General features: G+C 37.3%; 28 protein-coding genes and 1 other annotated feature (1 of these 29 cut by a window edge). Of the genes, 17 read left to right on the forward strand and 11 right to left on the reverse strand.

Translation table 11 applies throughout. From position 1 onward, the window contains the following. The first annotated feature begins 12 nt into the window (after nt 1-12). From KVT27_RS14535 to cyoE, 5 genes are all read left to right on the forward strand, one after another. On the forward strand, nt 13-492 hold the full coding sequence (locus KVT27_RS14535) for a thioredoxin family protein (protein WP_025116012.1): 480 nt from the start codon (nt 13-15) through the stop codon (nt 490-492). A 97-nt stretch (nt 493-589) separates the two neighbouring features. Then, nucleotides 590-1,291 (forward strand): tetratricopeptide repeat protein, encoded by a 702-nt coding sequence (locus KVT27_RS14540; protein ID WP_036149086.1) that lies wholly within the window; start codon nt 590-592, stop codon nt 1,289-1,291. A gap of 140 nt (nt 1,292-1,431) precedes the next feature. After that, on the forward strand, nt 1,432-1,989 hold the full coding sequence (locus tag KVT27_RS14545) for a hypothetical protein (protein WP_036127123.1): 558 nt from the start codon (nt 1,432-1,434) through the stop codon (nt 1,987-1,989). A gap of 39 nt (nt 1,990-2,028) precedes the next feature. Next, nucleotides 2,029-2,682: an alpha/beta hydrolase gene (locus tag KVT27_RS14550; RefSeq protein ID WP_036127121.1), complete on the forward strand. Its 654-nt coding sequence runs from the start codon at nt 2,029-2,031 to the stop codon at nt 2,680-2,682. 278 nt (nt 2,683-2,960) lie between these two features. Beyond that, nucleotides 2,961-3,911 carry a heme o synthase gene (gene cyoE / locus KVT27_RS14555; protein WP_036127120.1) on the forward strand — a complete coding sequence of 317 codons (951 nt, stop codon included), beginning with the start codon at nt 2,961-2,963 and terminating at the stop codon, nt 3,909-3,911. A gap of 16 nt (nt 3,912-3,927) precedes the next feature. Here the strand turns inward: cyoE and KVT27_RS14560 are convergent, their stop codons facing one another. The 6 genes from KVT27_RS14560 to KVT27_RS14585 form a co-directional block, all read right to left on the reverse strand. After that, nucleotides 3,928-4,662, reverse strand: a complete 735-nt coding sequence (locus tag KVT27_RS14560; RefSeq protein ID WP_036127119.1) for a metallophosphoesterase — start codon at nt 4,660-4,662, stop codon at nt 3,928-3,930. A 270-nt stretch (nt 4,663-4,932) separates the two neighbouring features. Next, entirely contained in the window at nt 4,933-5,382 is a 450-nt protein-coding gene (locus KVT27_RS14565; protein WP_025116018.1) for a helix-turn-helix transcriptional regulator, read from the reverse strand. A 129-nt stretch (nt 5,383-5,511) separates the two neighbouring features. Then, nucleotides 5,512-5,916, reverse strand: a complete 405-nt coding sequence (locus KVT27_RS14570; RefSeq protein ID WP_036127117.1) for a hypothetical protein — start codon at nt 5,914-5,916, stop codon at nt 5,512-5,514. Nucleotides 5,917-6,012: 96 nt separating this feature from the next. Further along, nucleotides 6,013-7,353 (reverse strand): hemolysin family protein, encoded by a 1,341-nt coding sequence (locus KVT27_RS14575; RefSeq protein WP_036127115.1) that lies wholly within the window; start codon nt 7,351-7,353, stop codon nt 6,013-6,015. 32 nt (nt 7,354-7,385) lie between these two features. After that, a complete protein-coding gene (locus tag KVT27_RS14580; RefSeq protein ID WP_225316177.1) occupies nt 7,386-7,790 on the reverse strand; it encodes a MerR family transcriptional regulator in 405 nt (134 codons plus the stop codon). 141 nt (nt 7,791-7,931) lie between these two features. Beyond that, complete coding sequence (locus tag KVT27_RS14585; protein ID WP_233301485.1) at nt 7,932-8,423, reverse strand: hypothetical protein; 492 nt, start codon at nt 8,421-8,423, stop codon at nt 7,932-7,934. A 197-nt stretch (nt 8,424-8,620) separates the two neighbouring features. Here KVT27_RS14585 and KVT27_RS27085 point away from each other — a divergent pair, with 197 nt between their 5' ends. Then, on the forward strand, nt 8,621-8,749 hold the full coding sequence (locus KVT27_RS27085; RefSeq protein WP_008178349.1) for a hypothetical protein: 129 nt from the start codon (nt 8,621-8,623) through the stop codon (nt 8,747-8,749). A 124-nt stretch (nt 8,750-8,873) separates the two neighbouring features. On the opposite strand, the gene KVT27_RS14590 is transcribed toward KVT27_RS27085, so the two are convergent. The 4 genes from KVT27_RS14590 to KVT27_RS14605 form a co-directional block, all read right to left on the reverse strand. Further along, nucleotides 8,874-9,446: a 5' nucleotidase, NT5C type gene (locus tag KVT27_RS14590; protein ID WP_036149084.1), complete on the reverse strand. Its 573-nt coding sequence runs from the start codon at nt 9,444-9,446 to the stop codon at nt 8,874-8,876. Nucleotides 9,447-9,458: 12 nt separating this feature from the next. After that, nucleotides 9,459-10,574 (reverse strand): flavodoxin-dependent (E)-4-hydroxy-3-methylbut-2-enyl-diphosphate synthase, encoded by a 1,116-nt coding sequence (ispG, locus tag KVT27_RS14595; RefSeq protein ID WP_008178346.1) that lies wholly within the window; start codon nt 10,572-10,574, stop codon nt 9,459-9,461. A gap of 96 nt (nt 10,575-10,670) precedes the next feature. Then, nucleotides 10,671-11,012: a hypothetical protein gene (locus tag KVT27_RS14600; RefSeq protein ID WP_036127107.1), complete on the reverse strand. Its 342-nt coding sequence runs from the start codon at nt 11,010-11,012 to the stop codon at nt 10,671-10,673. Nucleotides 11,013-11,064: 52 nt separating this feature from the next. Next, on the reverse strand, nt 11,065-11,583 hold the full coding sequence (locus KVT27_RS14605; RefSeq protein WP_008178344.1) for a DUF1189 family protein: 519 nt from the start codon (nt 11,581-11,583) through the stop codon (nt 11,065-11,067). Nucleotides 11,584-11,776: 193 nt separating this feature from the next. On the opposite strand from KVT27_RS14605, the gene KVT27_RS14610 reads away from it, so the two are divergent. The 4 genes from KVT27_RS14610 to KVT27_RS14625 all read left to right on the forward strand — a co-directional run bounded on the left by KVT27_RS14610 (nt 11,777) and on the right by KVT27_RS14625 (nt 17,178). Continuing rightward, nucleotides 11,777-13,408: a Na/Pi cotransporter family protein gene (locus tag KVT27_RS14610; protein ID WP_036127105.1), complete on the forward strand. Its 1,632-nt coding sequence runs from the start codon at nt 11,777-11,779 to the stop codon at nt 13,406-13,408. 66 nt (nt 13,409-13,474) lie between these two features. Further along, entirely contained in the window at nt 13,475-13,954 is a 480-nt protein-coding gene (locus KVT27_RS14615; RefSeq protein WP_217581504.1) for a DUF456 domain-containing protein, read from the forward strand. Nucleotides 13,955-14,128: 174 nt separating this feature from the next. Then, nucleotides 14,129-14,734: a superoxide dismutase gene (locus KVT27_RS14620; RefSeq protein ID WP_008178341.1), complete on the forward strand. Its 606-nt coding sequence runs from the start codon at nt 14,129-14,131 to the stop codon at nt 14,732-14,734. Between the two features lie 239 nt (nt 14,735-14,973). Beyond that, nucleotides 14,974-17,178 (forward strand): peptidoglycan D,D-transpeptidase FtsI family protein, encoded by a 2,205-nt coding sequence (locus KVT27_RS14625; RefSeq protein WP_036149083.1) that lies wholly within the window; start codon nt 14,974-14,976, stop codon nt 17,176-17,178. A 57-nt stretch (nt 17,179-17,235) separates the two neighbouring features. Here the strand turns inward: KVT27_RS14625 and KVT27_RS14630 are convergent, their stop codons facing one another. After that, complete coding sequence (locus KVT27_RS14630; protein WP_036127099.1) at nt 17,236-17,427, reverse strand: hypothetical protein; 192 nt, start codon at nt 17,425-17,427, stop codon at nt 17,236-17,238. A 532-nt stretch (nt 17,428-17,959) separates the two neighbouring features. Here KVT27_RS14630 and KVT27_RS14635 point away from each other — a divergent pair. The 7 genes from KVT27_RS14635 (at nt 17,960) to KVT27_RS14665 (ending at nt 24,535) form a co-directional block, all read left to right on the forward strand. Further along, nucleotides 17,960-18,934, forward strand: coding sequence for a PstS family phosphate ABC transporter substrate-binding protein (locus KVT27_RS14635; RefSeq protein ID WP_031416968.1), 975 nt, complete (start codon nt 17,960-17,962; stop codon nt 18,932-18,934). A 64-nt stretch (nt 18,935-18,998) separates the two neighbouring features. After that, nucleotides 18,999-19,946: a phosphate ABC transporter permease subunit PstC gene (pstC, locus tag KVT27_RS14640; RefSeq protein WP_008178337.1), complete on the forward strand. Its 948-nt coding sequence runs from the start codon at nt 18,999-19,001 to the stop codon at nt 19,944-19,946. Further along, nucleotides 19,947-20,825: a phosphate ABC transporter permease PstA gene (gene pstA / locus KVT27_RS14645; RefSeq protein ID WP_036127097.1), complete on the forward strand. Its 879-nt coding sequence runs from the start codon at nt 19,947-19,949 to the stop codon at nt 20,823-20,825. A gap of 12 nt (nt 20,826-20,837) precedes the next feature. Next, nucleotides 20,838-21,671, forward strand: a complete 834-nt coding sequence (pstB, locus tag KVT27_RS14650) for a phosphate ABC transporter ATP-binding protein PstB (protein ID WP_008178335.1) — start codon at nt 20,838-20,840, stop codon at nt 21,669-21,671. A gap of 13 nt (nt 21,672-21,684) precedes the next feature. Further along, the gene (phoU, locus tag KVT27_RS14655; RefSeq protein ID WP_036127094.1) at nt 21,685-22,344 is read left to right on the forward strand and encodes a phosphate signaling complex protein PhoU; all 660 of its coding nucleotides are present in this window, start codon (nt 21,685-21,687) and stop codon (nt 22,342-22,344) included. Between the two features lie 173 nt (nt 22,345-22,517). Continuing rightward, a complete protein-coding gene (locus tag KVT27_RS14660; RefSeq protein WP_036149082.1) occupies nt 22,518-23,390 on the forward strand; it encodes a vWA domain-containing protein in 873 nt (290 codons plus the stop codon). Between the two features lie 74 nt (nt 23,391-23,464). Then, nucleotides 23,465-24,535, forward strand: a complete 1,071-nt coding sequence (locus tag KVT27_RS14665; RefSeq protein ID WP_036127092.1) for a mechanosensitive ion channel family protein — start codon at nt 23,465-23,467, stop codon at nt 24,533-24,535. A gap of 39 nt (nt 24,536-24,574) precedes the next feature. Beyond that, nucleotides 24,575-24,775: a binding site (T-box leader), on the forward strand (it continues 8 nt past the right edge of the window).

Here is a 24,775-nt window from a genome sequence, read left to right on the forward strand (position 1 = left end):
GTCACTATTCTAGTGAAAAAATTATTAATTATTGGTTCCGTTATTGTTGTATTATTTGCAGCAATTATTGTGCTTACCAATGTCTCAAACAAAAGTAAACTAGAGAGCGCAAACAACCCTTATGGCGATAAAAAGCTGAAACAAGAAACAATTGATCAATTAGATGACAAAAACTATCAAAACATTATGTTACCAGACGAATTAGAGGCAAAGATTAAAGCTGGTGAACCTGTGAATGCGTATTTCTTCAGCCCGATTTGTGTACACTGTCAAGCATTTACTCCTGAATTAATGCCAATTGCAGATGAACTGGGTGTCGATATTGCTCAATTGAATGTCTATGAATATGAAGATTTATGGGAGAAATATCATATTGAAGCAACACCAACGTTTATCCGTTTTGAAGATGGAAAAGAAGTGAACCGTTTTGTAGGGGCACTAAAAGAAGAGGACTTACGTAACTTCTTAAATACGGTAGTGTTAAAAAAATAATACTAAAGGAGACTGTATCAAAATTTTGATCAGTCTCTTTTTATGTTGTAGTGTATACTAAAAAGACTGAATAGTTATACACTGGAGGGATTTTTAAATGTCAATGGATGATTTTTTTTACAATGGCGAACTAATGAAATGCTATGAAGCTGCAAAAAAGGTGACAAATGAAGAGGAACAAGCCCTTGCGCAAAAATATATAATTTTATTAGAAGAGTATGATTTCGCTTATTATCCAAAGCCCACTCTTTATGGAGAAATACAACATGCAGAACGTGCGGACGAAAGCTATCCAGAATCCGATGCGGTTATAGCAATACGTGCAATTAAAGATGAAGAAGCATTTGCAATGAATATAAAGCAATTAGAAGAGGCAGCAAAGACAGGAACAGGTAATGAAAAAGCCCAATCCTTCTTTACGCAAGGAGAGCTGTTTTTATTTGCACATCAGTACAATGAAAGTGTACATTGCTTTCAACAAGCCGTTAAGGAAAATCCAAATAAGGCCGTCTATTGGGGAATTACGGGCCAGACTATGCACCGCTTTGGCTGGATGCCTTTTGATGCGCTTGGTTATTTGGAGCAGGCGATCAATTTAGATCCAACTAACCCTCGTTGGAAATGGAATAAGGCATTAGTTCTTATTCAATTAGCCAAGGATTTGCAAATGGCACCGTTTATGGCGAATGCTGCAATCGCTTTGGAAGAGGCAATAGCTTCCTGTGGTGAACATCAACGATCATTGAAAGATGCTATTCAAAATACGTTGGATACTATGGATAGCTATGTTTTCTCGTAATTCATTCAGGATGTCTTCCCTTACAAAGGGAGACATCCTTTTGTGAAATGTCTATAGAGAGGGCTTCGTTGCCATATTTCACAATCATGGTATGATAAGATAGAAAAAAATGATTTGTAGATATAAAGGACGGATTTTTTATGGCACAAGAAGTGGCAAATAAGTTTATTGAAAACGTATGTAATCATTTAGTTCGCAATATGAATATTACTAAGGTAGAAGAACATTTTAAAGAAACTATAGCAATACAACGAAATTCAGCAACTACGGCTGTTGATTTCTGGGATATGCTAATGATTAATATGCTCTACTTTACTGAGAATGAACAGGCGTGGGAACAAGAATTTCTGAACATGCTAAACGCTAAAAATTGGGTAAAGCCCTCAGCTTTAGAAGAGGAATTATTGATGCATCAGATGCGTATCCGACAACAGGTAGCAGAGCAAATGGATACTGTAAAGGAATTATTCCATCAACAATATGAGACAGAAGGCATGACAGAGGAAGCGATCATCTACGACTATGCATATAGCTCTGCGGGGCATTCTATGCGTATGGATTTATTAACGGTTCTGGTGTCCACACCTGAGCAATCACAAATACTTTTTGACGCAGATCCACTAGAGACCATTCGTGTTGTCAATGGATATATTGCTTACCATACAGATGGATTAATCAATAAAACAAAATTACTATAGCTTTGTTACAAAGATTGACTTTGAAAGGAATTTGAAGACATGAATACACCATTTACTTTTAAACATACACCACCTACTAATATGGACACTACAAAAAAATACCCTGCTATTTTTTTATTGCATGGTATGGGAAGTAATGAAGACGACTTACCACAATTAGTACAGGACTTTCAAGAACAATGTCATATATTTAGTTTGCGTGGACCCATTACACAAAAACCAGGTTATGCTTTCTTCACTATTCAAGAGGTAGGGCAACCGGATCGTGCTATCTTCGATAAAGTATTAGTGGCTTTACAACGATTTATATTAGAGGCAATTGACGAATATCAAGTTGATCCTCATAAAGTATTTTTATTAGGCTTTAGCCAGGGAGCCGTACTAGCACAATCACTGGCCTTTGTAATGGGGAATTTAGTGACGGGCATTGTCGCATTAAGTGGCTATACACCTAAATTTGTAACAGAGGAATATTCTGTTCGCTCTGTTGAACATTTACAAGCCTTTATTTCTCATGGTGATTATGATTATGTTATTCCATCACAATGGGGAATGGAAAGCAAAGAGGTTTTTGAACAATTTGGCGCTACTGTGACATTTAAGCAATATCCAGATGGACATGGGGTAACACCAGATAATATGCGTGATTTAGTGGCATTTTTGGCCCAGCAACTTCAGGGAGATCTTCAATAATAGGAGCCGAGGCAAAATTCTGCCTCGGCTTTTTACTTTTCTTGAATAGTAATGATAAGAATCGAGCAAGAAGGTTCAAATTCATGTCAGTCGGTGGTATCATAGAAGATGTTGTGAATGAGCGTACTTTACTAGATAAAAACATGTACTTTATGTGAACTTAGAGACAGAACAGAACTAAAAGGGGTAAAATAATAATTTGATGTGCTAGATGCAAATTTTGTCGCTTTCTATCGATTGTGGCGTGCAGAAATTATGGAGAAAAGGAATTAAGATGAATGGAACAAAATCTGAACTCGGAGCATAAACCGCAATCCTCCGGAACAACACGAGGGAAATCGTCTCGCTCTACTATTTTAGCGCAAACAGTCAAAACAGGAATTATCAAATCTAATTTAATACCAATGTGGGCTGGTTTAACGCTAGGCATGTACAAAAATAAAATGACGTTCATAGACAATATACCAGAAATGATTTTTTCAACAGTTGGTTCTGCCCTTGTCATTGGAGCAGCAGGGGCCTTTAATAATGTATATGACCGTGATATAGATGCGATCATGCCTCGTACACAAAGCAGACCGACCGTCACTGGGGAAATGTCAGCAAAATCGACTCTATCATTAGCGATAGCTATGTTAATTATCGGATTAGCCGTCTTGGCGCTTGCGTCACCATTAGCAGCGGCATTCGGTTTACTAGGAGTATTTTTATATGTAGTCCCTTACACAATGTGGACAAAACGTCGAACGATTTATAATACAGAAATTGGTAGTATAAGTGGTGCAGTACCGCCATTAATTGGCTGGTCTGCCGTATCGACAGATATAACACACCCTGCGATCCTAGGTTTATTTTTTGTGATGGTTATTTGGCAAATGCCGCATTTTTATGCCATTGCAATCCGCAAACGTGTAGATTATGAAGCAGCAAGTGTGCCAATGCTTCCTGTTGTTAAAGGTATGCGCCGTACGTATTATCAAACAAATTTCTATTTAATTTTATTAATTCTATCAAGCTTTTTATTTGGTTCCTTAAGTGTGGGAATTATGCTCGTCGCATTACTATTAAGTATTGCATGGCTAGTAATGAGTATATATGGCTATCATAGTAATAAAGATCAAGTGAAGTGGGCTACCAAAATGTTTGTGTTCTCACTATTCCATATGACCATATTATTCACAACAGTTATTGTGTACTCTTTAGTAGGTGTTATCTTCAAGTTATATTAATGGAAAAACCAACAAGTTAATCGTTACTTGTTGGTTTTTTATGTTCGACTGAGAATATTTGACGACTTGGCCATTCGAATGCGTGTAATTGTCCACCAAATACAGCACCACCATCAATTCCGATAATATTGTTTTCACCAAAGTAGACACTGTAATCAGTTGGGTTATGGTGAAGTCTATACGTAGGTGTATGTCCAAAGATAACGGTTTTATCTCCTTGATAGCCTGCATGAAATTCTTCTCGGATCCATAGTAATTGCATGGGGTCCGTTTCTGACATCGCAACGCCTGGTACAACTCCACCATGTACAAATATAGCATCCTCTAATTCAATGTATGTTTCGAAGTTTTCAATTAATTGTAAATGCTCTTCTAGCTTTGGCAACGTTTTAATAAAGCTAGGCAAAGTATGGCTAGCAATAGCATCCTCGAAATCGCTCAGCTGGTAGCCATAGCTTGCTAATGTTGCATCCCCCCCACAAAGTCCTACCCAATGGTTCCATGGTTTAGCAAGACCAGAACGGCATGCATTGAGCATGATGGCTTCATGGTTTCCTAGGAGAATTCGTGCTCCTTTTCCTTGTAATTCGCTCACTAAATTTAACACGCCACTAGAAGCTGGACCTCTGTCGATGTAATCACCGAGTAAAAAAAGATGATCTTCATCTGGATTATAGTTTGCTTTTAGTAATAGTTCCTCAAAAAGCGCTAATTCTCCGTGTATATCACTTATTGCTAGAATTCGATTCATTTATGCGCATCCTTTCCAATATCACAGCGGTTACTATTAAGTATAGAAAATATTTCTGCAAATTTCGACTTTCCTAGCTTCAACTATCTATCCTTTATAGAAATTTCACAGAATCCATTCTCTTTATCCTATGACAGGTAATTTCTTTTCTTTATATATTTGTCTATAGTGTGTCGATATAAGTGGGAGAAGGAGGGCAAACAACTAACAACAGTAGAAGCAGGAATACTGCTTCTACTATTAGGAAGGAGTCTATTAGATGGAGGAGGGTTACATCTGTAGCTTTTCCCATGCTTGTTTAGCTACTTGTTCATCAAATGTTGAGATTAGACGAAAATTATTATTGTCTAAAATGCGGAAATGAAGGCTAATGATATTTTGCTGTAGTCGGAACCCTCCATGCTCATGTATATTTTTCCACCATATGTATCCACCCATTGTTTTATCTTTAGGCTGCAATGTTCCATTATTCGCAATCAAATCCACAACCTCTAACGGTTCACCGCCTAGCTCGTGTTGCAAAATAGTACTGTCACGACACAAAGTACAGACGGCAACAGTAGTTGTCCATCCCGCGAGAATACGCCCCTTTTCAATTTGGACAAGTGTTTTTTTAGATAGTCCAAGTAAATCACTCATTTGATCCTGGGTAAAAGCTTTTTCAGTACGGATTAATTTCAGTTTTTCTGAAATGAGTGTGATTAATTGTTCACGATTCATTCTAAACACCCCTTTTTTTCAGATTATTAAGTCCCATTATACATGAAAGTCAAGAAGCATGTTTTTGTTTCAGCTGGGAAGGGAGGTGAAAAGAAAACAGACTGTCCAAAATGAACAGTCTGTGAGAGGTTAAATTTCATATTTTTTCGTATCAGAAATGACACGGAAATGGATGCCTTTTATTTGGGCACTTACTTTATGACGGAGTGTGTCAATATCGACTAGCTCCTCTTTACTTTGAACGCACTCAGCGATTTGCTGTAATAACTTTGTAAAGGCTTCTTTAAATAAAGAGCGCATATTATCGAAATCTAGGCTACGAAAGCTGCCATCTATATCAAATGCTTCTACAGAATTTAACTGCTTAGAGGCACCTGCAAAACGATCGTCGTACACTGTGTAGTTTTCATCTGTTACGACGATAATATATAATACTTCGCCTGTAATTGTTTTTAATTCAATATTTGTTTTATGTTTTTTTACGTCGGTAATAATGTGTATACCATCTGAATGATATAGTTTAAATAATGTCATGTGTATAGCCCCCTGAAACTAGAATCATATTCCTACTCTCATTATAGCTTGAAATGGCTAATAATGGAATAACGAAAATGGTTTCAAATAATAAGGTTAGGGCTGTACCTTTGTAATGAAGGACGCCGGTGCACTAATTCGTAGAGGTCGAACCTCGATATAATGTATCTGATGTCCTTGTTGTTCATAAATACTGAAGACATAGGAGTCAAGCTCAATATTTGCGGATGCTTTTATCCCATTATTCACGGATAAGAACCAACCACCTAATGTTTCCACTTCCTCGGCTTCTAATGTTATATTTAGTAAATTTTCTACATCTTCAACAAGCATCTTTGCATTTAATATATAATGGTTTTCTGTGATTTTTCGAATATCTGCAATTTCATCATCGTCAAATTCATCACGAATTTCACCAACAATTTCTTCTAAAATATCTTCAACGGTTACGAGACCTGATGTCCCACCATATTCATCCATTAAAATGGCCATATGAATACGTTCTTTTTGCATTCGTACAAGTAATTCTTGAACAGGGATAGTTTCAATCACACGAATAACTGGATTAATGAAATCTTCAATGACTAATGTCTCGTCTGTAAGCTTTTCAAGTAAACCGTGTGTAAACAATTCCTTTGCATTGATAAACCCTAAAATATTATCGCGGTCGCCATCATAAATAGGGTAACGCGTATATTTTTCAGCGGCAAAATGATGGATGATAGTTGTAAACGAGTCATTTCGTTCAATCCCAACAATTTCTGTTCGAGGAACCATGATTTCACGAGCAATACGTTCGTCAAACTCAAAGACGTTATTTACATATTTAAGCTCTGTTTTATTGATTTCACCACTTTTAAAGCTTTCAGACAGTAATAGTCGCAGTTCTTCCTCCGTATGAGAAAGCTCATGCTCACTTGCAGGCTTCATACCGAAAAAACCAATCAAAACGCGTGCAGAGCCGTTCAAGAACCAAATAAATGGGTACATGATTTTGTAAAAGAACATAATCGGCTTTGCGAAAAGTAGAGTAATTGTTTCCGCTTTTTGAATAGCTGCTGTTTTCGGGGCTAGTTCGCCGACAACAACATGTAAGAATGTAGCGATAGCAAAGGCTGTACCAATAGTAAAGATCGTCATATATTTATCTGAAATTCCGATCATTTCGAATAGTGGGTGAAGCATAAATTCAAACGTTTTTTCACCAACCATACCGATACCAAGAGCGGTTACTGTAATCCCTAATTGACAGGCAGATAAATATTCATCTAAATGATCGACCACTTGCTTGGCAGCAATGGCTTTTGTATTTCCCTCTGCAATAAGCTGATCAAGTCTTGAGGAACGAACCTTTACAATTGCAAACTCTGTTGCCACGAAAAAACCTGTTAAAGCTAATAATATGGTAAAAATCGATAAGTTTATTATGGTATCCAAATAGTCGTTCTGTAAAAACAGAACGTCACCTCCTAATTATGAATAAGTAAAAGTAAGGATTGCATTAATGCAATGCTTTCAGGTGAAACATTTTTTTTAATAGTTTCAATTTTTTTATCATCTTGCTGGTTCATTTGTTCTAGTAGAGACGCTACATCATGCTCTAAATCTTGCATTTTTAAACGAAGCGTTTGTACATCAATCTCTTCATAGGGTGTGATGTTTAATTCATGTTGGATTTCAACGAGTGAAAGCCCTTGTTGTTTGCGCTGTTCAATGAATTGAAGTCGTTCAATCATGAAGGGATCATAGTAGCGATAATTTGTTGCAGAACGTTCTGCAACCAACAAGCCTATGTTTGTATAATAATCGATTGTTCGTTTTGTAATGCCAGTTTTTTCAGCAAGCTCGCCAATTTTTAATTTCTCTGTCCCAATGCAAACACCTCCAAACCATCACGTTGTACTTTGATTATAACGTGATGGTTTTATTTTATTCAAATAAAAGCACCTAATATTTCAAAATTGTAAGACTTATTATAAAAAACGTTTCTGCCAGTTATCATGGCAGAAACGTTTTTAGTGTGTTGACAGTAAATAGGTATCATATAGGTGATGGAGTGCTTCTTCACCATTTTTTTGTAAGAGATTTTCATTATTAAAAATAACGGTCGTTGTAGTTTGAGAGCTATCAATTTTATCATCAATTATTTTGCATGTAACGTCCACAATGCCTGACTCAGCAAGCTTTTCTTTCAACTGATCATCCCATGGCTGATCAGAAAATAGTGGGGGTTGCCAAGTGCCTCTCACATGTAGCTCATTTTTTTCCGGGTCATAATCCCAGCGTATGTCACGTAAAATAGTTTTAAATAGGTCATTAACCGTGAAAGATGTATCTTTATAGTTAATGTCTATAGCGCGTATAGCATGTACATCTCGACTTACTGCACTAGCAGCGGAGTTTGCCGCTGTGTTGATGCCAGAAGCTGCATCTTTAATTTCAGATAATCGATCACCACAGCCGGTCAGTAGTACGCAGATGCATGTCATACAAGCTAATTTTGTCATCCATTTCACAAGTAGTCCCTCCAGTCTAGCAAGTTGTTACTACTATCTTATCGAAAAGAAAAATACGAAGAAAGGGCATGAAAGCGGTAGATTGTGACGGTTTTGCAACGATGCGACCTCCACTCGATTGTTCGTCATTTGGGAGTATAGAAGTATGAAAATTTGGTGAAAAACAAGTAGAAAGGGAGCGGTTTGTGATGAAAATTAATGATGAAATTCTAGATCGATTAGGAACTTATTTTGTTTATCATGCCGTCTACGATAATTATGGCATTACCTTTGAAAACTTTGTGGAGCGTTGGATACGAGGCATTCTGGAAGTATAGTGAAAAAATTAGCAGATCTATCGTCAAACGAATTTGTTTGAACGGCTTCTGCTCCAAGCCTTATCATCCGCTGATGGCAAATAAAAGAGTCGTGTTCTTTATCTGAACACGACTCTTCAGTATATTATTTGAAATGATTTGTGATAAATTGATTGGCTTCTTGCCAGTTATATACCCTTACAACATTGTCAGGGACAGCAAGACGGTTATAAGGCGTATCAAATAACACGACAGGTATTTTTAGCTCCTCTGCCAGCATAACCGCATTATCGTGCTTATCCTCAAAGAAAGCTTCTACATGATGCTTTTTAGCAACTGCTAATTTATCATGGCTCCCTAAAAGTTCGATATGATCATAAGGGATAGCCTGAGTTTTAAACCAATTCATTGTAATGTCTGCTACATTTTCGCCTCGTGCCGAAATATAGTAGAGCTCATAAGAATTTTGCCAAGCAGTTAGAATGCTTTTTGCATCTTTTGCCACTTCCGACACTTCGTACATATACGGCTCGTTTTCTTTAAACCATGTGTTAAAGGCACTTCGATCAATAGGGTGTGGAAAGGCTGATAAAAAATCATACTCACAAACATCATCAAGCGTAATATTTACGTTGTATTGTTTATTAATATGTGGGATGAGTGTACTTGGACATGTTACAGTCCCATCAATATCAATACCAAAGCGGGGCTTTTTCATGCTAGTACCTCCTTAGGCATTCGCTTTTTGTGCTTCTTCTGCTGCGCGCTTTTCTTCCATCTCTGCCGCTAATTTATCAATTTCTTTTTTTAACTCTTCAACCATTGTTTCTTCAGGGACTTTACGAACAGTTTTCCCCTTCATGAATAACAAGCCCTCACCACGTGCACCAGCAATACCTATATCTGCTTCACGTGCTTCACCAGGACCGTTTACCGCACAGCCTAATACTGCTACTTTTAAAGGTACCTTCAATTTAGAAATATATTCTTCTACTTCATTCGCAATGGAAATTAAATCAATTTCAATGCGTCCACATGTTGGACAAGAGATTAATGTTGCCATATTAGAAGCTAGACCAAAGGATTTTAATAGTTCACGTGCTACTTTTATTTCCTCAACAGGGTCTGCTGAAAGTGAAATACGTAATGTGTTACCAATTCCTTTTGATAGGATGGCTCCAAGTCCAGCCGCTGATTTTACAGTACCAGCAAACAGTGTACCTGATTCTGTAATACCTAAATGTAGCGGATAATTAAAAGCCTTAGCTGCTTTTTCATAGGCTTCAATAGCAAGATTTACGTCAGATGCCTTCATCGATACAATAATATCGTGGAAGTCCAAGTCTTCTAAAATTTTAATATGGTGAAGAGCAGACTCAACCATACCATCAGCCGTTGGATAACCGTATTTTTCTAAAATATGACGCTCTAATGAACCAGCATTTACACCAATACGAATTGGAATACCTTTTGCTTTAGCTGCATTCACGACAGCCTCCACTTTTTCTTTACGACCAATATTACCTGGGTTAATACGTACTTTATCGATACCATTTTCAATGGCTTTTAATGCTAATCTATAGTCAAAATGAATATCAGCTACTAATGGAATATGGATACGTTTTTTGATTTCGGCAATTGCATCTGCAGCACGCTCATCTGGAACTGCAACACGAACTATTTGACAGCCTGCTTCTTCAAGTCGAAGAATCTCTGCCACTGTTGCATCTACATCATGTGTTTTTGTTGTACACATACTTTGAATGAATAATTCATTACTACCACCAATTGTTAAGTTACCGACACGTACAGGACGTGTATTTGTACGGTGACAAATTTCACTCATTAACTTTCTCTCCTTTTCGGGCCACTATTTTCAGCCGTCACTGTCATTTATTTTAGCAGTGTAAGAAAATAAGGACAAGGAAGAAACGCTAACTTTTCATTTTCCGCATTTGTTTTCGAATTCAAACGTAAGAGGAAGCTTAATATTTCCACCGGGAATCAATTCCTGTAATTGTAAGTGTGGGTTTAAGTTGTAAAATAATTGTAAACGTTCTGGGAATGTCATAGGAACTTTTGCAGGGTGTAAGGCAAATAAACTATGAATAGTATCTCCTTCAATAGTTTGTACGGTGATATAATTTGGCTCACGTTGCTGTTCACATTGACTGTTAGTACTTTTTGTTTGTAAAGCAGCAAGTGGGATCGATCCCTCGGTTAAATCAACTTTCACGACAAAAGCGATGACAATTATGATAGCTGTTAAGATGAATGCCCGCAAAAAAATCCCTCCTTTTCTACACTATATTTAGAAGAGGGGGGATTCATGCACATTATTTTGAAATTGGTTGTTTTGGATATTTTGTAAAGGCCACAATTAATAGAACGATCGTCAATAATAAAGAAAAAACAGAGATAATCGTACTGTTAATCGGTAAATATTCTGCTAGCATCGACAATAATGTCGCCCACGTAATGGCAAACGTTGTTGTCCGCCATATATGACGGTATTCACCGCGACGTTTCATCACTTTTAAGATAAATAAACCGGCTAAGGCATAGAGAGCAATCTGTGCAAAAATCAGCATGGTTGTAAAGACAAAAAGCATTAAGAACGTAAACGGATATAAGAGCCATTTAATGCCATCTATGTATTCAGTTAAACCATTTAAACTGTTCATATCAATCGTATCAACAGACATACCCGCTGCAAATCTACCTAAAGAGAATACGGTTACAAGGGTAATGAGCAGAAAAGTATATTGAATAACTTTTCCAATAGGTAGTAAACGATAGGCTGCTAGTTTTTTAGGATGAATGAGACTATCGATAAATAGCTGTGAGTGTTTCATACTATATCTCCTCCAAACAATATATTAACATGTTCAAAGAGCATAGGGTATGAAAGAAGTATGATGAAGGGGGACTTGATGTTAAAATGTTAACATTATGTAAAGAAATTAAAGGATTTCTTTACTTTTTGTTTGTAATCAATTAAAGATTAGAAATAGAGTAGTAGAGACGTAGGAATTGGAGCGAAAACAAGTGACAATAGATTGGCAAAGCATACTCTTTCAGTTTTTAGGTGGGTTAGGAGTCTTTTTATTTTCCATTAAATTTATGGGGGATGGGCTTCAAAAATCAGCGGATGATCGATTACGCGAATGGTTAAATCGCTTTACAACTAACCCCATCATGGGAGTTTTAGTAGGCATATTTGTAACAATTTGCATTCAGTCAAGCTCTGCAACGACAGTCATTACTGTAGGGTTAGTGAGTGCCGGATTTTTAACGTTACGCCAAGCAATTGGTGTAATTATGGGAGCAAATATTGGTACAACCATTACAGCATTCATTATTGGTATTAATATTGGTATCTATTTTTATCCCTTATTAGCAATCGGGGCAGGCTGTTTATTTTTCTTAAAAAAAGCAACATATCAACATATTGGTCAAATTATATTTGGCTTTGGTGGCTTATTTTTAGGGCTAGAGCTAATGAGTGCAAGTATGCAGTCACTACATCAACTGGCAGATTTCGCATCGCTAACGCTTCATTTAAGTAATCAACCCATTTTAGGTATATTTTTAGGTACCGTTTTTACCTTGCTTGTACAAAGCTCTACGGCCACAGTTGGTGTGCTTCAGGGCTTATATGCTGAGCATTTGATCGGATTGAACAATGCCTTGCCAATTTTATTTGGTGAAAATATTGGTACGACGATTACTGCGGTATTAGCGTCACTGGGCGCTTCTATTTATGCAAAACGGGCAGCCGCTGCACATGTACTTTTTAATGTGATTGGTACGATTATTTTCATGATTTTTTTCACCCCGTTTATGCAATATGTTCAATGGGTCAGTGGATTATTTCATTTAGAGCCTCGTATGCAAATTGCAATTGCTCACGGCTCATTTAATGTATTTAATATGATGATTCAACTCCCCTTTATTGCAGGATTGGCAGCATTAGTTACGAAATTGATACCAGGACATGATGGGCATATCAATGTCACAACTAAGCATTTAGATCCTTCTTTTATTGATTCCTCTCCAGCGATAGCACTTGGCCAAGCCAAAGAGGAAGTATTACGAATGGGAGAGCATGCTTTACGAGGCTTAGAAGAAACATTTCTATATATGAAATCAGGGGAAGCCGAACATATTCCTACAGTTTTACAATTAGAGGCCGGCCTTAATCATCTAGATAATGAAATTACCGATTATTTAGTAATGGTGTCTAAGCAGCCCTTATCTCGTGCAGACTCAGTAAGACATCATACATTATTAACAAATGTGCGAGACTTCGAACGAATTGGTGATCACTTTGAGAATATATTAGAGCTTTTACAATACAAGGATCATCATGAAGTGAGCTTAAGTAAGTCGGCACGCCAAGATTTAATTGGCATGTTTAGTTTAGCTATAGAGGCTGTCCGTAAAAGTATAGAGGCCTTGGATACGGCGAGCTTAAGTTTAGCTCAAGAGGTGACGGAGCTTGAAAGCTTGATAGACGATATGGAGGATAAACTTCGTCAGAAACATATTGCACGTTTGAATACGAATGAATGTAGTGGAGCGGCAGGGATTGTCTATATGGACATCGTAAGTAATCTGGAACGTATTGGTGACCATGCGGTTAATATTGCAGATTCAATTTTAGGTATTCGCCATTAACAAAGTGAAACCTTTCACTTTGTTTGTCCGTATGAAAGTCAATGTACGAAAAAGGAGAGAAACTTTATGGAAGTTGTTGGCTGGATTTTAGTAATAGCCTGCTTTATTATTTCATTTGTTGGTTTAGTCTATCCGATTATACCAGGTGTCTTATTTTTAGTCGGAGGATTCCTGCTATATGGCTTATTTTTCTCCTTCGCTGAGTTAAGCTGGTGGTTCTGGGTAATTGAACTATTATTTGTAGTGCTGTTATTTGGTGCTGACACATTGGCCAATGCATTTGGCATTAAAAAGTTTGGCGGCTCCAATGCCGGAATGTGGGGAAGTACTATTGGATTATTAATCGGCCCATTTGTCATCCCTGTGGCTGGGATTTTACTTGGTCCATTTTTAGGGGCAGTTATTGCTGAATTAATTGTAGAGAAGCGAACATTTAGTGAGGCTGTGAAAAGTGGTATTGGCTCATTAGTAGGCTTTTTAACTTCTACTATTGCAAAGGCTGTCATTCAAATCGTGATGATCATGGTATTTTTTATCGCGATTTAATGTTTACACGTGAGGTTTAATGAATGGGACAACTGGGTAAGATAGTAAACGTATTGGTTTTTCAGTCAAAAGGCTGAAATCTTCTAAATGAAGTATTTTTCATTGAATGGTTTGACCAATTTTGATAATCTATTGATGTACTAAATATTTCTTATTTTAGGGAGGAACTTAACAATGGCTTACGAATTACCACAATTAACTTACGCTTACGACGCATTAGAACCACATATCGATGCAAAAACAATGGAAATTCACCATTCTAAACACCACAATACTTATGTAACAAACTTAAACGCAGCAGTAGAAGGTACTGAATTTGCAGAAAAAGACATTAACGATTTAATCGCAAACCTTGACGCTCTTCCAGCTGACAAACAAACTGCTGTACGCAACAACGGTGGCGGACATGCTAACCATACACTATTCTGGGAAGTAATCGCTCCAGGCGGTTCTAATACTCCAGTTGGCGAAGTTGCAAAAGCAATTGATGCGAAATTCGGATCTTTTGATGCGTTCAAAGAAGAATTTGCAAAAGCTGCTACAACTCGCTTCGGTTCAGGTTGGGCATGGTTAATCGTGGATGGTGACTCAGTTGCTGTTACTTCTACTCCAAACCAAGACTCTCCAGTAATGGAAGGTAAAAAACCAATTCTAGGCCTAGATGTTTGGGAGCACGCATACTACTTAAACTACCAAAACCGTCGTCCAGATTACATCGGCGGATTCTGGAACGTAGTAAACTGGGATGTAGTTGAAGCTAAATTCCAAGCTGCTAAATAATGACTGAATAGAGATGGCTATGCTATGGTGAGAAATCACTAAGGCATAGCCTTTTTTTATTGGATAAAAGTGTAAAAGAAATGGATAGAACAAATAGGGCAACCTTTCCACTTTAGATGCCGTCAAATAAATGATGTTTTCCGTAATAATTGTCAAGTGCATGCTTTCCTGTCAAACCTACGAATGGTATACTAAGTATCGTGTATTGAAAGGAAAAAAATATAAGGAGGGGAATACATATGCGCAAAGCACCAGGGAAAAATCGCGCAGCGAGTGTTAAAGCAAAACATCACTCTAATTTAACATTTCGTATGAATATCCTTTTCTTTGCAATATTTATCGTATTTTCAATGTTGATTTTTAGACTAGGTTATATGCAAATCGTGAAAGGGGAAGAGTATGTACTCGATTTAGAACGTAAAGAGGAAGTAGCTGTCAATACGAGTGTGCCTAGGGGGAGAATGTATGATCGTTACGGTCGTATTTTAGTAGATAATCACCCGGAAAATGCGATTACGTATACGAAAATGCAAACGACTACAACAGATGAAATGCTAAATATAGCTGAAAAGCTGGCACAATTAATTGAACAACCAACGAAACGCGTCACATTGCGTGATAAACAAGATTTTTGGATTATCAAAAATCATGACGCAGCCTACGAAAAAGTGACAAAGGCAGAAGAAGCTAAAATTCGAGCAAAAGAAAATATTACGACAAGTCAAATCAATGCAGAGATTGATAAACTAGTACGTGAACGCATTACGAATGAAGAGCTTTTGCAATTGTCAGAGAAGGATATAGAAGTATTAGCAATCTTTAGGGAGATGACATCTGGTTATAATTTATCACCTCAAATTATAAAAAGTGAAAATGTCTCGGCAGAAGAATTTGCCCGTGTTTCCGAGCGTTTAACGGAACTGTCAGGAGTTAACACAACGACAGATTGGAAACGCGTAAAATTATCTTCTCTATCGATTCTTGGTCGTACAACTGTCCCAACAAAAGGGATACCAAAAGAGAAGCTGAATTATTATTTAGCCCGTGATTATTCACGAAATGATCGAGTAGGGGAAAGTTATATTGAGGCGCAGTATGAAGAACTACTCCAAGGTCAAAAAACAGTTGTCAAAAATATTACCAATAAAAAAGGGCAGGTAGTCGATACTATTACAACTTATGAAGGTGAGCCAGGTAAAGATTTAGTTTTATCACTGGATAGTGAGCTACAGGCTGAAACTGAGAAGATTGTAGAAGAAGAACTGCTTAATTTAAAAGCTCTTCCTGGATCGTATTTATTAGATCGTGCCTTTTTAATTATGATGGACCCTAATACAGGAGATGTCCTATCTATGGTTGGTAAGAAAATAGAAAAGAATCCTGAAACAGGGAAAAGTGAAATTGTTGATTACGGATATGGAACATTTACGACAGCTTATGAGGCAGGTTCATCGATTAAGGGAGCAACAGTTCTTACGGGGTACAATCAAGACGTTATCTCGATGGGCACCTCTATGGGTGATGAACCGATTAAATTAGCAGGTACGGATTTTAAAAGTTCCATTTTTAACAGAAGCGGCTATGTGCCAATGAACGATTTAATGGCCCTGGAACGTTCTTCTAACTCCTATATGTTTAAAATTGCGCTATTAATCAATAAAACACCTTACAGCTATGGGATGCCATTACGTTTAAAGGATGATACATTCCCAAAAATGCGCAATAATTTTGCACAATTTGGGCTAGGTGTGAAAACAGGCATTGATTTACCAAATGAATTTAGTGGAGTGCGTGGTCCATCAGGTCCAACAATGGGTGGTAAAACATTAGACTTAGCGATTGGTCAGTATGACACTTATACACCTCTACAATTAGCACAATATATTTCAACCATTGCTAATGGTGGCTACCGTATTCAGCCACATGTTGTGAAAGAAGTTCGAGATCCATCACAGGATGGCAAGCAGTTAGGGCAATTAGTGACTGAAATAGGACCAACTATCCTCAATCAACTAGATAATCCTAAAGAAGAGATTGACTATGTAAAACAAGGATTACGTCGTGTATATACTGGATCATATGGGACGGCTCGTGGACAATTCTCAAATGCTCCATTTACAGCAGCAGGGAAAACAGGAACTGCAGAGGTAGTTTACTATGGTCCATTACGAGAACATTTTGGTACAAATACGATTACATTAACACATGTTGGCTTTGCGCCTTATGAAAACCCTGAAATTGCTTATGCAGTGGTTATTCCTTGGGCAACAACGAATATGAATCAACATTTAGTCAATAACAACCTTATTGCTAGACGTTCTCTAGATAAGTACTTCGAATTAAAAGCAAAATATGAAGCTGAAAAAGTAACAGATAGTAAAGTGAATCAGCCAATTTTACCAGCTACTACAGAGGAAAAAATTGGTGAGGATGAGCAACAATAAGAAAACCGCTAGGCACTGGGATGCCTAGCGGTTATTTTTTATGGACGAAAATAAGTTTCATGCAGATAATTGGCGGATGGCTAATTCAAATTGCTCTCTTGGCTTTACGCCATACAGCTCTAAATTATGATAGAAATAAGAAGCTACCATAAAATCAATCGCCTCATGAAGTGTAAATTCTCGATGTTCCATGATTAATGATAGATAGGTTTTAAAATAATCGGCATTTTGTACGTTTGCATGTTTCATGACAAAGGTCAAACTCCTCATTCATTACGCCTTATCAATATAATGCCCATATCTTCTCGTTGAAAATCTGTGACATCCTTTGAAGGCTTTATCTTTCCCTTCTGTAGAAAGGGGGTGTACCTAGCTTATATGTTGGTACAAAAACTTTTACTGAATCAAGATAAAGTAATTCCTGACACAATTGATTATTATAGCATCTTTCAAATAGGAATCAAATTCTAACCTCTCTACACTTAGAAGGTCGCTTCCCTCAAACATAGAATAGTATGGATTGATCGCTTTCATTGGATGTGGAATCACCTATTGCAAATGAAGGTAATGGTGCAGATGTAAGTAGGAAAAAATGCAAAAAGTTGGCACAGCTATGACAAAGCGAAGATTAATTGTAAATGCGTCTTTACAATCGTTTACAAAGCATTACATTCCTTTACATCTCTTTTACGAACCGTTTATACGACTTCAACAATCAGTCATTATAGTAAAGATTGTAAGACAAATAACTATAAAACAGTTCATGACGGAGGCAAATGAGATGAAAAAGTGGAAGTACTTAACGATGACAGCAGTAATGGGTTCTGCATTAATGCTAGGTGCATGTGGTAGCGATTCTGCACAAAATGGAAACAATACTGAAACGAACGCACCAGCTAGTTCAGGACAAGAAGCTGCTGATGAAAAGCTACAAGGCTCTGTAGCTGGAGATGGCTCATCAACAGTTGCACCAATTATTGAGGCAGTTGTTGAAGAGTATGCAGGCGCACAACCAGATGTCAAAGTATCAGTGGGGGTTTCTGGTACAGGTGGTGGTTTTGAAAAATTCATCGCAGGTGAAACAGACTTTTCAAATGCATCTCGTAATATAAAAGATGAAGAGAAAGCGAAACTAGGAGAAGCTGGTATTGATTATACAGAGCTAGCTCTAGCATATGATGGTTTATCAGTAGTCGTGAATCCAGAAAATGATTGGGCGAAAGATTTAACAGTAGAACAGTTACAAAAAATTTGGATTGAAGATGGGAAAGAGAAGAAATGGTCTGACATTGATCCATCTTGGCCAGATGAGAAAATCGTTTACTATTCACCAGGTACTGATTCAGGCACATACGATTACTTTGATGAAATCATTTTAGATGGAGCGGATCTAGTAAGCTCAGCAACATTATCAGAGGATGATAATATGCTAGTTCAAGGTGTATCAGGTGACAAAAACGCTATCGGATTCTTCGGTTATGCTTACTATCTAGAAAATAAAGATAAATTAAACATTGTCAAAGTAAATGGTGTAGAGCCAAATAATGAAACAATTGAAGCAGGCGAATATACGCCACTTTCACGCCCACTATTCACATACGTGAAAAATAGTGCTATGAAAGATAATGAAGCGGCATATGATTTCATTAAATTTACATTAGAAAATGCAGGTGATATGGCTGAGGCTGTTGGCTATGTTCGTTTACCTGAAGAAAAATATACTGAAGGCTTAAAAACTTTAGAAGGCTTAAAATAAGTAGACATGCATAGAGGGAAAGAGATGTATGCTCTTTCCCTCCCTTATTTGAAAGGAGCTCCCAATGGTTTCTCAAAAGGAAAATAAGACATCATCTGTGCAGCAATTAATTGCAAATTCGCGCAATCATAAAACTAAGAAAATAGTGGAAAAAGCAATGCCAGCTCTATTATTTTCTGCAGCAATTATCTCTATTTTAACGACATTTGGCATTGTTTTCACCCTTATTTTTGAAACGTTTGAATTCTTTAAACGTGTGTCGATAACGGATTTCCTGTTTGGAACGAAATGGTTACCGTTTTCAGGGAATGAACCGTTGTTTGGGATTTTGCCGTTAATCGCTGGTACATTAAAAGTGACACTTATTGCAGTTGTAGTAGCCGTACCATTTGGAATTGCTTCAGCTATCTATTTAAGTGAATATGCAAGTGAAAAAACAAGACGTACCGTGAAACCTATTTTAGAGGTTTTAGCGGGTGTACCGACGATTGTTTACGGATTCTTTGCTTTAACGTTTGTCACACCTTTATTACAAGAAATTGTACCTGGACTTAAATTATTTAATGCACTAAGCCCAGGGATTGTTGTAGGGATTATGATTTTACCAATGATCACTTCTCTATCTGAGGATGCCATGTCATCGGTACCCAATAGTATGCGCGAAGGGGCTTTAGCTCTAGGTGCAACAAAATTTGAGGTAGCAATTAAAGTAGTACTACCTGCGGCACTATCTGGCATTATCGCATCTATAGTATTAGCTATTTCCCGGGCAATAGGAGAAACGATGATTGTTTCGCTTGCAGGCGGATCAACACCGAAATTTGATCTCAATGTTACGGATTCTATCCAAACAATGACAGCATACATCGTACAAGTTTCAACAGGTGATGCAGGTTATGGAACAACTATTTACTACTCAATCTATTCTGTTGGATTTACACTATTCATCTTTACGCTAGTAATGAATTTACTTGCACACTATATTTCTAAACGCTTCAGGGAGGTTTACTAGATGCGCTATATGGATGACACAGTCGTCATGAAACGAATGACAAAGCGTATTACATTCAATAAAGTTTGGAAAACCTTATTTTTCTTAGCTACTACGTTTGCGCTTGTTACCTTAGCTATTTTGCTTTACCGCATTGTGACACAAGGAATTGATTATTTAAATATTGATTTCTTAATGAATTTTGCATCACGTTTTGCAGATAAAGCAGGTGTCAAAGCGGCCCTAATAGGTTCCCTTTGGTTAATGGCAGTTGTAGCGCCAGTATCCATTATTTTAGGTGTAGGTACGGCAATCTATTTAGAGGAATATGCCAAGAAAAATAGAATCAACGACTTTATTCGTATGAATATCTCAAATCTAGCAGGTGTACCTTCCATCGTTTTTGGATTACTAGGTTTAACTATTTTTGTACGCATGATGGGACTAGGCAAAAGTGTTTTAGCTGCTGGCTTAACAATGAGTTTATTAATTTTACCTGTCATTATTGTAGCGGCACAAGAGGCCATTCGTGCAGTACCCAATGAACAACGTGAAGCTTCATATGGGATGGGCGCAACAAAATGGCAAACGATTTTACGAGTGGTTCTTCCAGCCGCTATTCCTGGTATTTTGACAGGAAGTATTTTGGCTATGTCCCGTGCCATTGGGGAGACAGCGCCACTTGTTGTCATCGGAATTCCAGTCATTCTACAATTTTTACCGAATGGTTTACTAAGCCAATTCACTGCCCTACCGATGCAAATCTATGATTGGGCAAAACGTCCGCAAGAAGCATTTCAGTATGTGGCCGCAGCTGGTATTTTAGTCCTTATGACTGTTCTTCTATTGATGAACTCTATTGCCATCTTTATTCGAAATAAATTCCAAAAACGTTATTAATGAGGTGACCTTATGGTACTGGATTTTAAAGAGGAAAAAACAATTGTCAAATTGAATCAAGCGACGACGAAATCTTCCGCTGATATAGCGAAAAATATTGTTTATGATACACGTAACTTGAATTTATGGTACGGTGATCATCAAGGCCTAAAAGATATTAATTTAAGTATTTATGAAAATGAAGTAACGGCAATTATCGGGCCTTCTGGCTGTGGTAAATCTACGTATTTAAAAACATTAAACAGAATGGTAGAGCTTGTTCCTAGCGTTCGTACATCTGGGGAAATTTTATACCGTGAGCGTAATATTTTAAATAAAAACTATACGGTAGAGGAATTAAGAACACGCGTAGGAATGGTGTTCCAAAAGCCCAATCCGTTCCCAAAATCTATTTATGATAATATTGCGTACGGACCAAGAATTCATGGCATTAAAAATAAAAAGATTTTAGATGAAATAGTTGAAAAGTCTCTGAGAGGGGCTGCCATTTGGGATGAGGTCAAAGATCGTTTAAATCAAAATGCCTACGGTTTATCTGGTGGTCAGCAACAGCGTATTTGTATTGCAAGATGCTTAGCAATTGAACCAGATGTCATTTTAATGGATGAGCCAACATCTGCATTAGACCCTATTTCTACACTAAAAGTGGAAGAGCTTGTGCAAGAGTTGAAAAAAGACTATTCCATTATCATTGTGACCCATAATATGCAGCAAGCTGCTCGTATCTCTGATCGTACAGCGTTCTTCCTGAGTGGAGAAGTTGTAGAATACGATAAAACAGATATCATCTTCCAAACACCATCAGATCAACGTACGGAAGATTATATTTCAGGACGTTTCGGCTAAGGAGGAGCAATCGATGGTAGTACGTGAACGTTTTGAACAGGAGTTAAAAGAAGTTCAGGGGCAATTTATAGCACTTGCCAATAGCAGTATTTTCGCCTTAAAAACGTCCTTTGAGGCGTTAGTGGAACAGAATTTAGAAAAAGCTTTGAAAATACTTGAAGACGATTTAATCATAAACCGGCTTGAAGAAGAAATAAATGACCATGTAATCCTTATGATTGCTAAGCAACAACCTGTAGCAACCGATTTACGTCGTCTCATGGTCCTGGTAAAAGCTGCAGCAGATATGGAAAGAGTGGGCGATTATGCGGTGAATATCGCTAAAGAAGCGATTCGAATTGGAAAAGAACCGATTGTGTTCCCTATGACAAATCTACAAACAATGTGCAATAAAACTGTAGAAATGCTAGAGAGCATCATGAAGGCCTTTACAGAGGAAGATACTGTTCGTGCTAAGGAAATTGCTGAACTAGATGATTATGTGGATGATTTATATGGAGCTACGGTTACACTCTTGCTACGAGCAGGCGTTGAAGACCCCGCACATATTTCTCAAATTACCCATCTAACATTTATTTGCCGCTATTTAGAGCGTTCTGCCGATCATGCTACTAATATCGCTGAACACCTTTTTTACTTAGTGAAAGGCAAGCATTATGAATTAAATAATTAGGCAGAAGAGCTACTTGCTAGCTCTTCTTTTCTTTTGAAAAAAATGATTAGCAGCAGCAACATTGTGTTTTTATGTGGCGTCTATATAGCGAGTGTTTTGTATTGTCAAAAAAATTTTTTGGTTATACTATAGACAATATCCAAAAAAATGTGGTGCTTAGGAGGTGCTGCTTCGTGAAAGACCCGATAAAATCGCTCATAGAAAAGTTCGATCAAGATTTGTCACTAGAACAACGTAATTATTTACGTTTTCTCTACGAAAACTTACATCTTGAGGAATTAAGTAATAGGGAACAACATTATTTTATCGACTATTTTTTCAAGAGTGAACCATTACGAAATATGGCAGCATTTGCACTAGAATTGGCAGACATTCTGCATGAAATTCGTGAAAATATTCCTGCTATCGAGAAGGCTGAGAGAATGGCTAATGGTAAGGAGCAGCGTTTATATTACGAACGGAAATGGTCAGAGCTGAGACGTCAAAAGCTCAAACAGCAAACAACAAAGAGTGGCAATATTTTTTATGTACCCTTTCATGACTATAAACAGGATCCTGGGCCCATGATTATTTGTTTAGAGCAGACGACCGGGATGGAAGCTTATTCTGAGCTGTGTAAAAGCATGATATTACCATTATTTATGAATGCCCATCGTGAAAATCGCGATCTATATATTATCCCTTATGATCAGCAAATCGATGTTCACTATCGCTTTGAAAATGGTCATTTAAATTTAGCGGATTTTAAGAGCTTTATTGAATATAAAGCTAAAGGTGAAGCTGAGCTTTTACCTGTTCTACAGTTTGTCAGATCATTACTGCATGAAAATCAACTTGGCTCTGAAGCGGAAGTCATTATATTTACAGAGGGCACTCCTATAGATGGACAGCATCTTGTTAGTAAGCAAGCAAAAGCGATGCTAGAGGAAATGAAGCGAAAATACCTTGCTGAGTTTTCTGTCATTGCAATGCATGAAGATAATTTTAATAAACAACAATTTTGGTTTGCCAATAAGGCTTTTTTTGCGGATGATGCAATACAATAACAGAAAGGGGCTAACCTTTACGGAAGGGCAGCTCCTTTTTATTGGAGATACATAGGTATTAAAAGGAGATATACATGGATTCATTACATTGGATTTTACCTAAATTTACAGTCCCTACTTGGATGGATGTTTTAATAGCAATCATTATTTGTATAGTTGGCTGGCTGATTCAACGATTCATCATAAAAAAAATAATTAATCGTCTGGTCATCTTTTTAAAAAATCGTCAGCGAAATTTCCAAGCAAATGTGCTTGCACAATTTAGTAAAGCCATTGGCTATGCATTTATGACGGCAGTCATTGTGCTAAGCTTATCTTATTTAATAGAAGTTCCTTTATTTACGCATAAATCAACGAAAAATTTTGTACTGTCTATTATGGTGTTTTTTGCTTTTAAGGGCGTATATGATGTTTTAAATTTCTATACAAAGCAGCCACTTCAATTAACAAGTGAAGAGGACCAAAATGTACTATTACCTTTTTTCCTACGAATTGGTAAAGTACTCATTATGATTTTTGCCATGTTTACAATTGCCTCATTTTGGAACTTTAATCTGAATGGCTTTTTAACAGGGATTGGCTTAACAGGAGTAGCGATTGCTTTTGGGATTCGCGATACATTAGCCCATGTGTTTGGCGGTATGTCCGTGGCGCTTGACAATCCCTTTCAAATTGGGGATTGGATTGCCACCGAAGATCAAAAAATTGAAGGAACCATTGAGGATATTAATCTTCGCAGTACGTTAATTCAAACAGGAGATAAAGGGCTTGTCTATGTGCCGAACTCTTATTTGGTTAATCGTCCTATTTACAACTTATCGAGACGAGAAAAGCGTAAATGCGAACAATTTTTATATGTAGCTGCTACAAATGAAGAAGACATATTACGCAGTGCCTTAACGGCTATTCATAAGGAAATTTATTTACATGCTAACACAGAGAAAGACATGATCCATGTTTATATTGATGAATTTCATCATGATAGTTATCGTGTGCTTATTCGTTTCTTCGTTGCTACAAATGATACAGCCGTCATGCTAGGAGTACGCCAGGAAATCTTCTTTGCTATACGCCAAATCGTGGAGGAGCTATCCATTACTTTAGCATCCCCAGATGAGGATGAGGAACCAAGAAAGAAAAAATAAATTGAATTGTAAGATAGTTTGCATTACAATATAATCTAGCAATCAGCGCTGATGAAGAGTAGTAGCTATTAGTATTTGTCATAGAGAGCTAGTGGTTGGTGGAAACTAGCACAAATAAATGGTGAATGGACTTCGGAGCTCTAATCCTGAATAACAGTATGGATTAGCGTATGCCTACGTTATAAGGCTTAGAGAGGGTCTTCTTAGTAGACCAATGAAGGTGGCACCACGGCTTTTCCG

This window comes from Lysinibacillus sp. GbtcB16, from assembly GCF_019091145.1.
GTDB classification, from domain to species: domain Bacteria; phylum Bacillota; class Bacilli; order Bacillales_A; family Planococcaceae; genus Lysinibacillus; species Lysinibacillus fusiformis.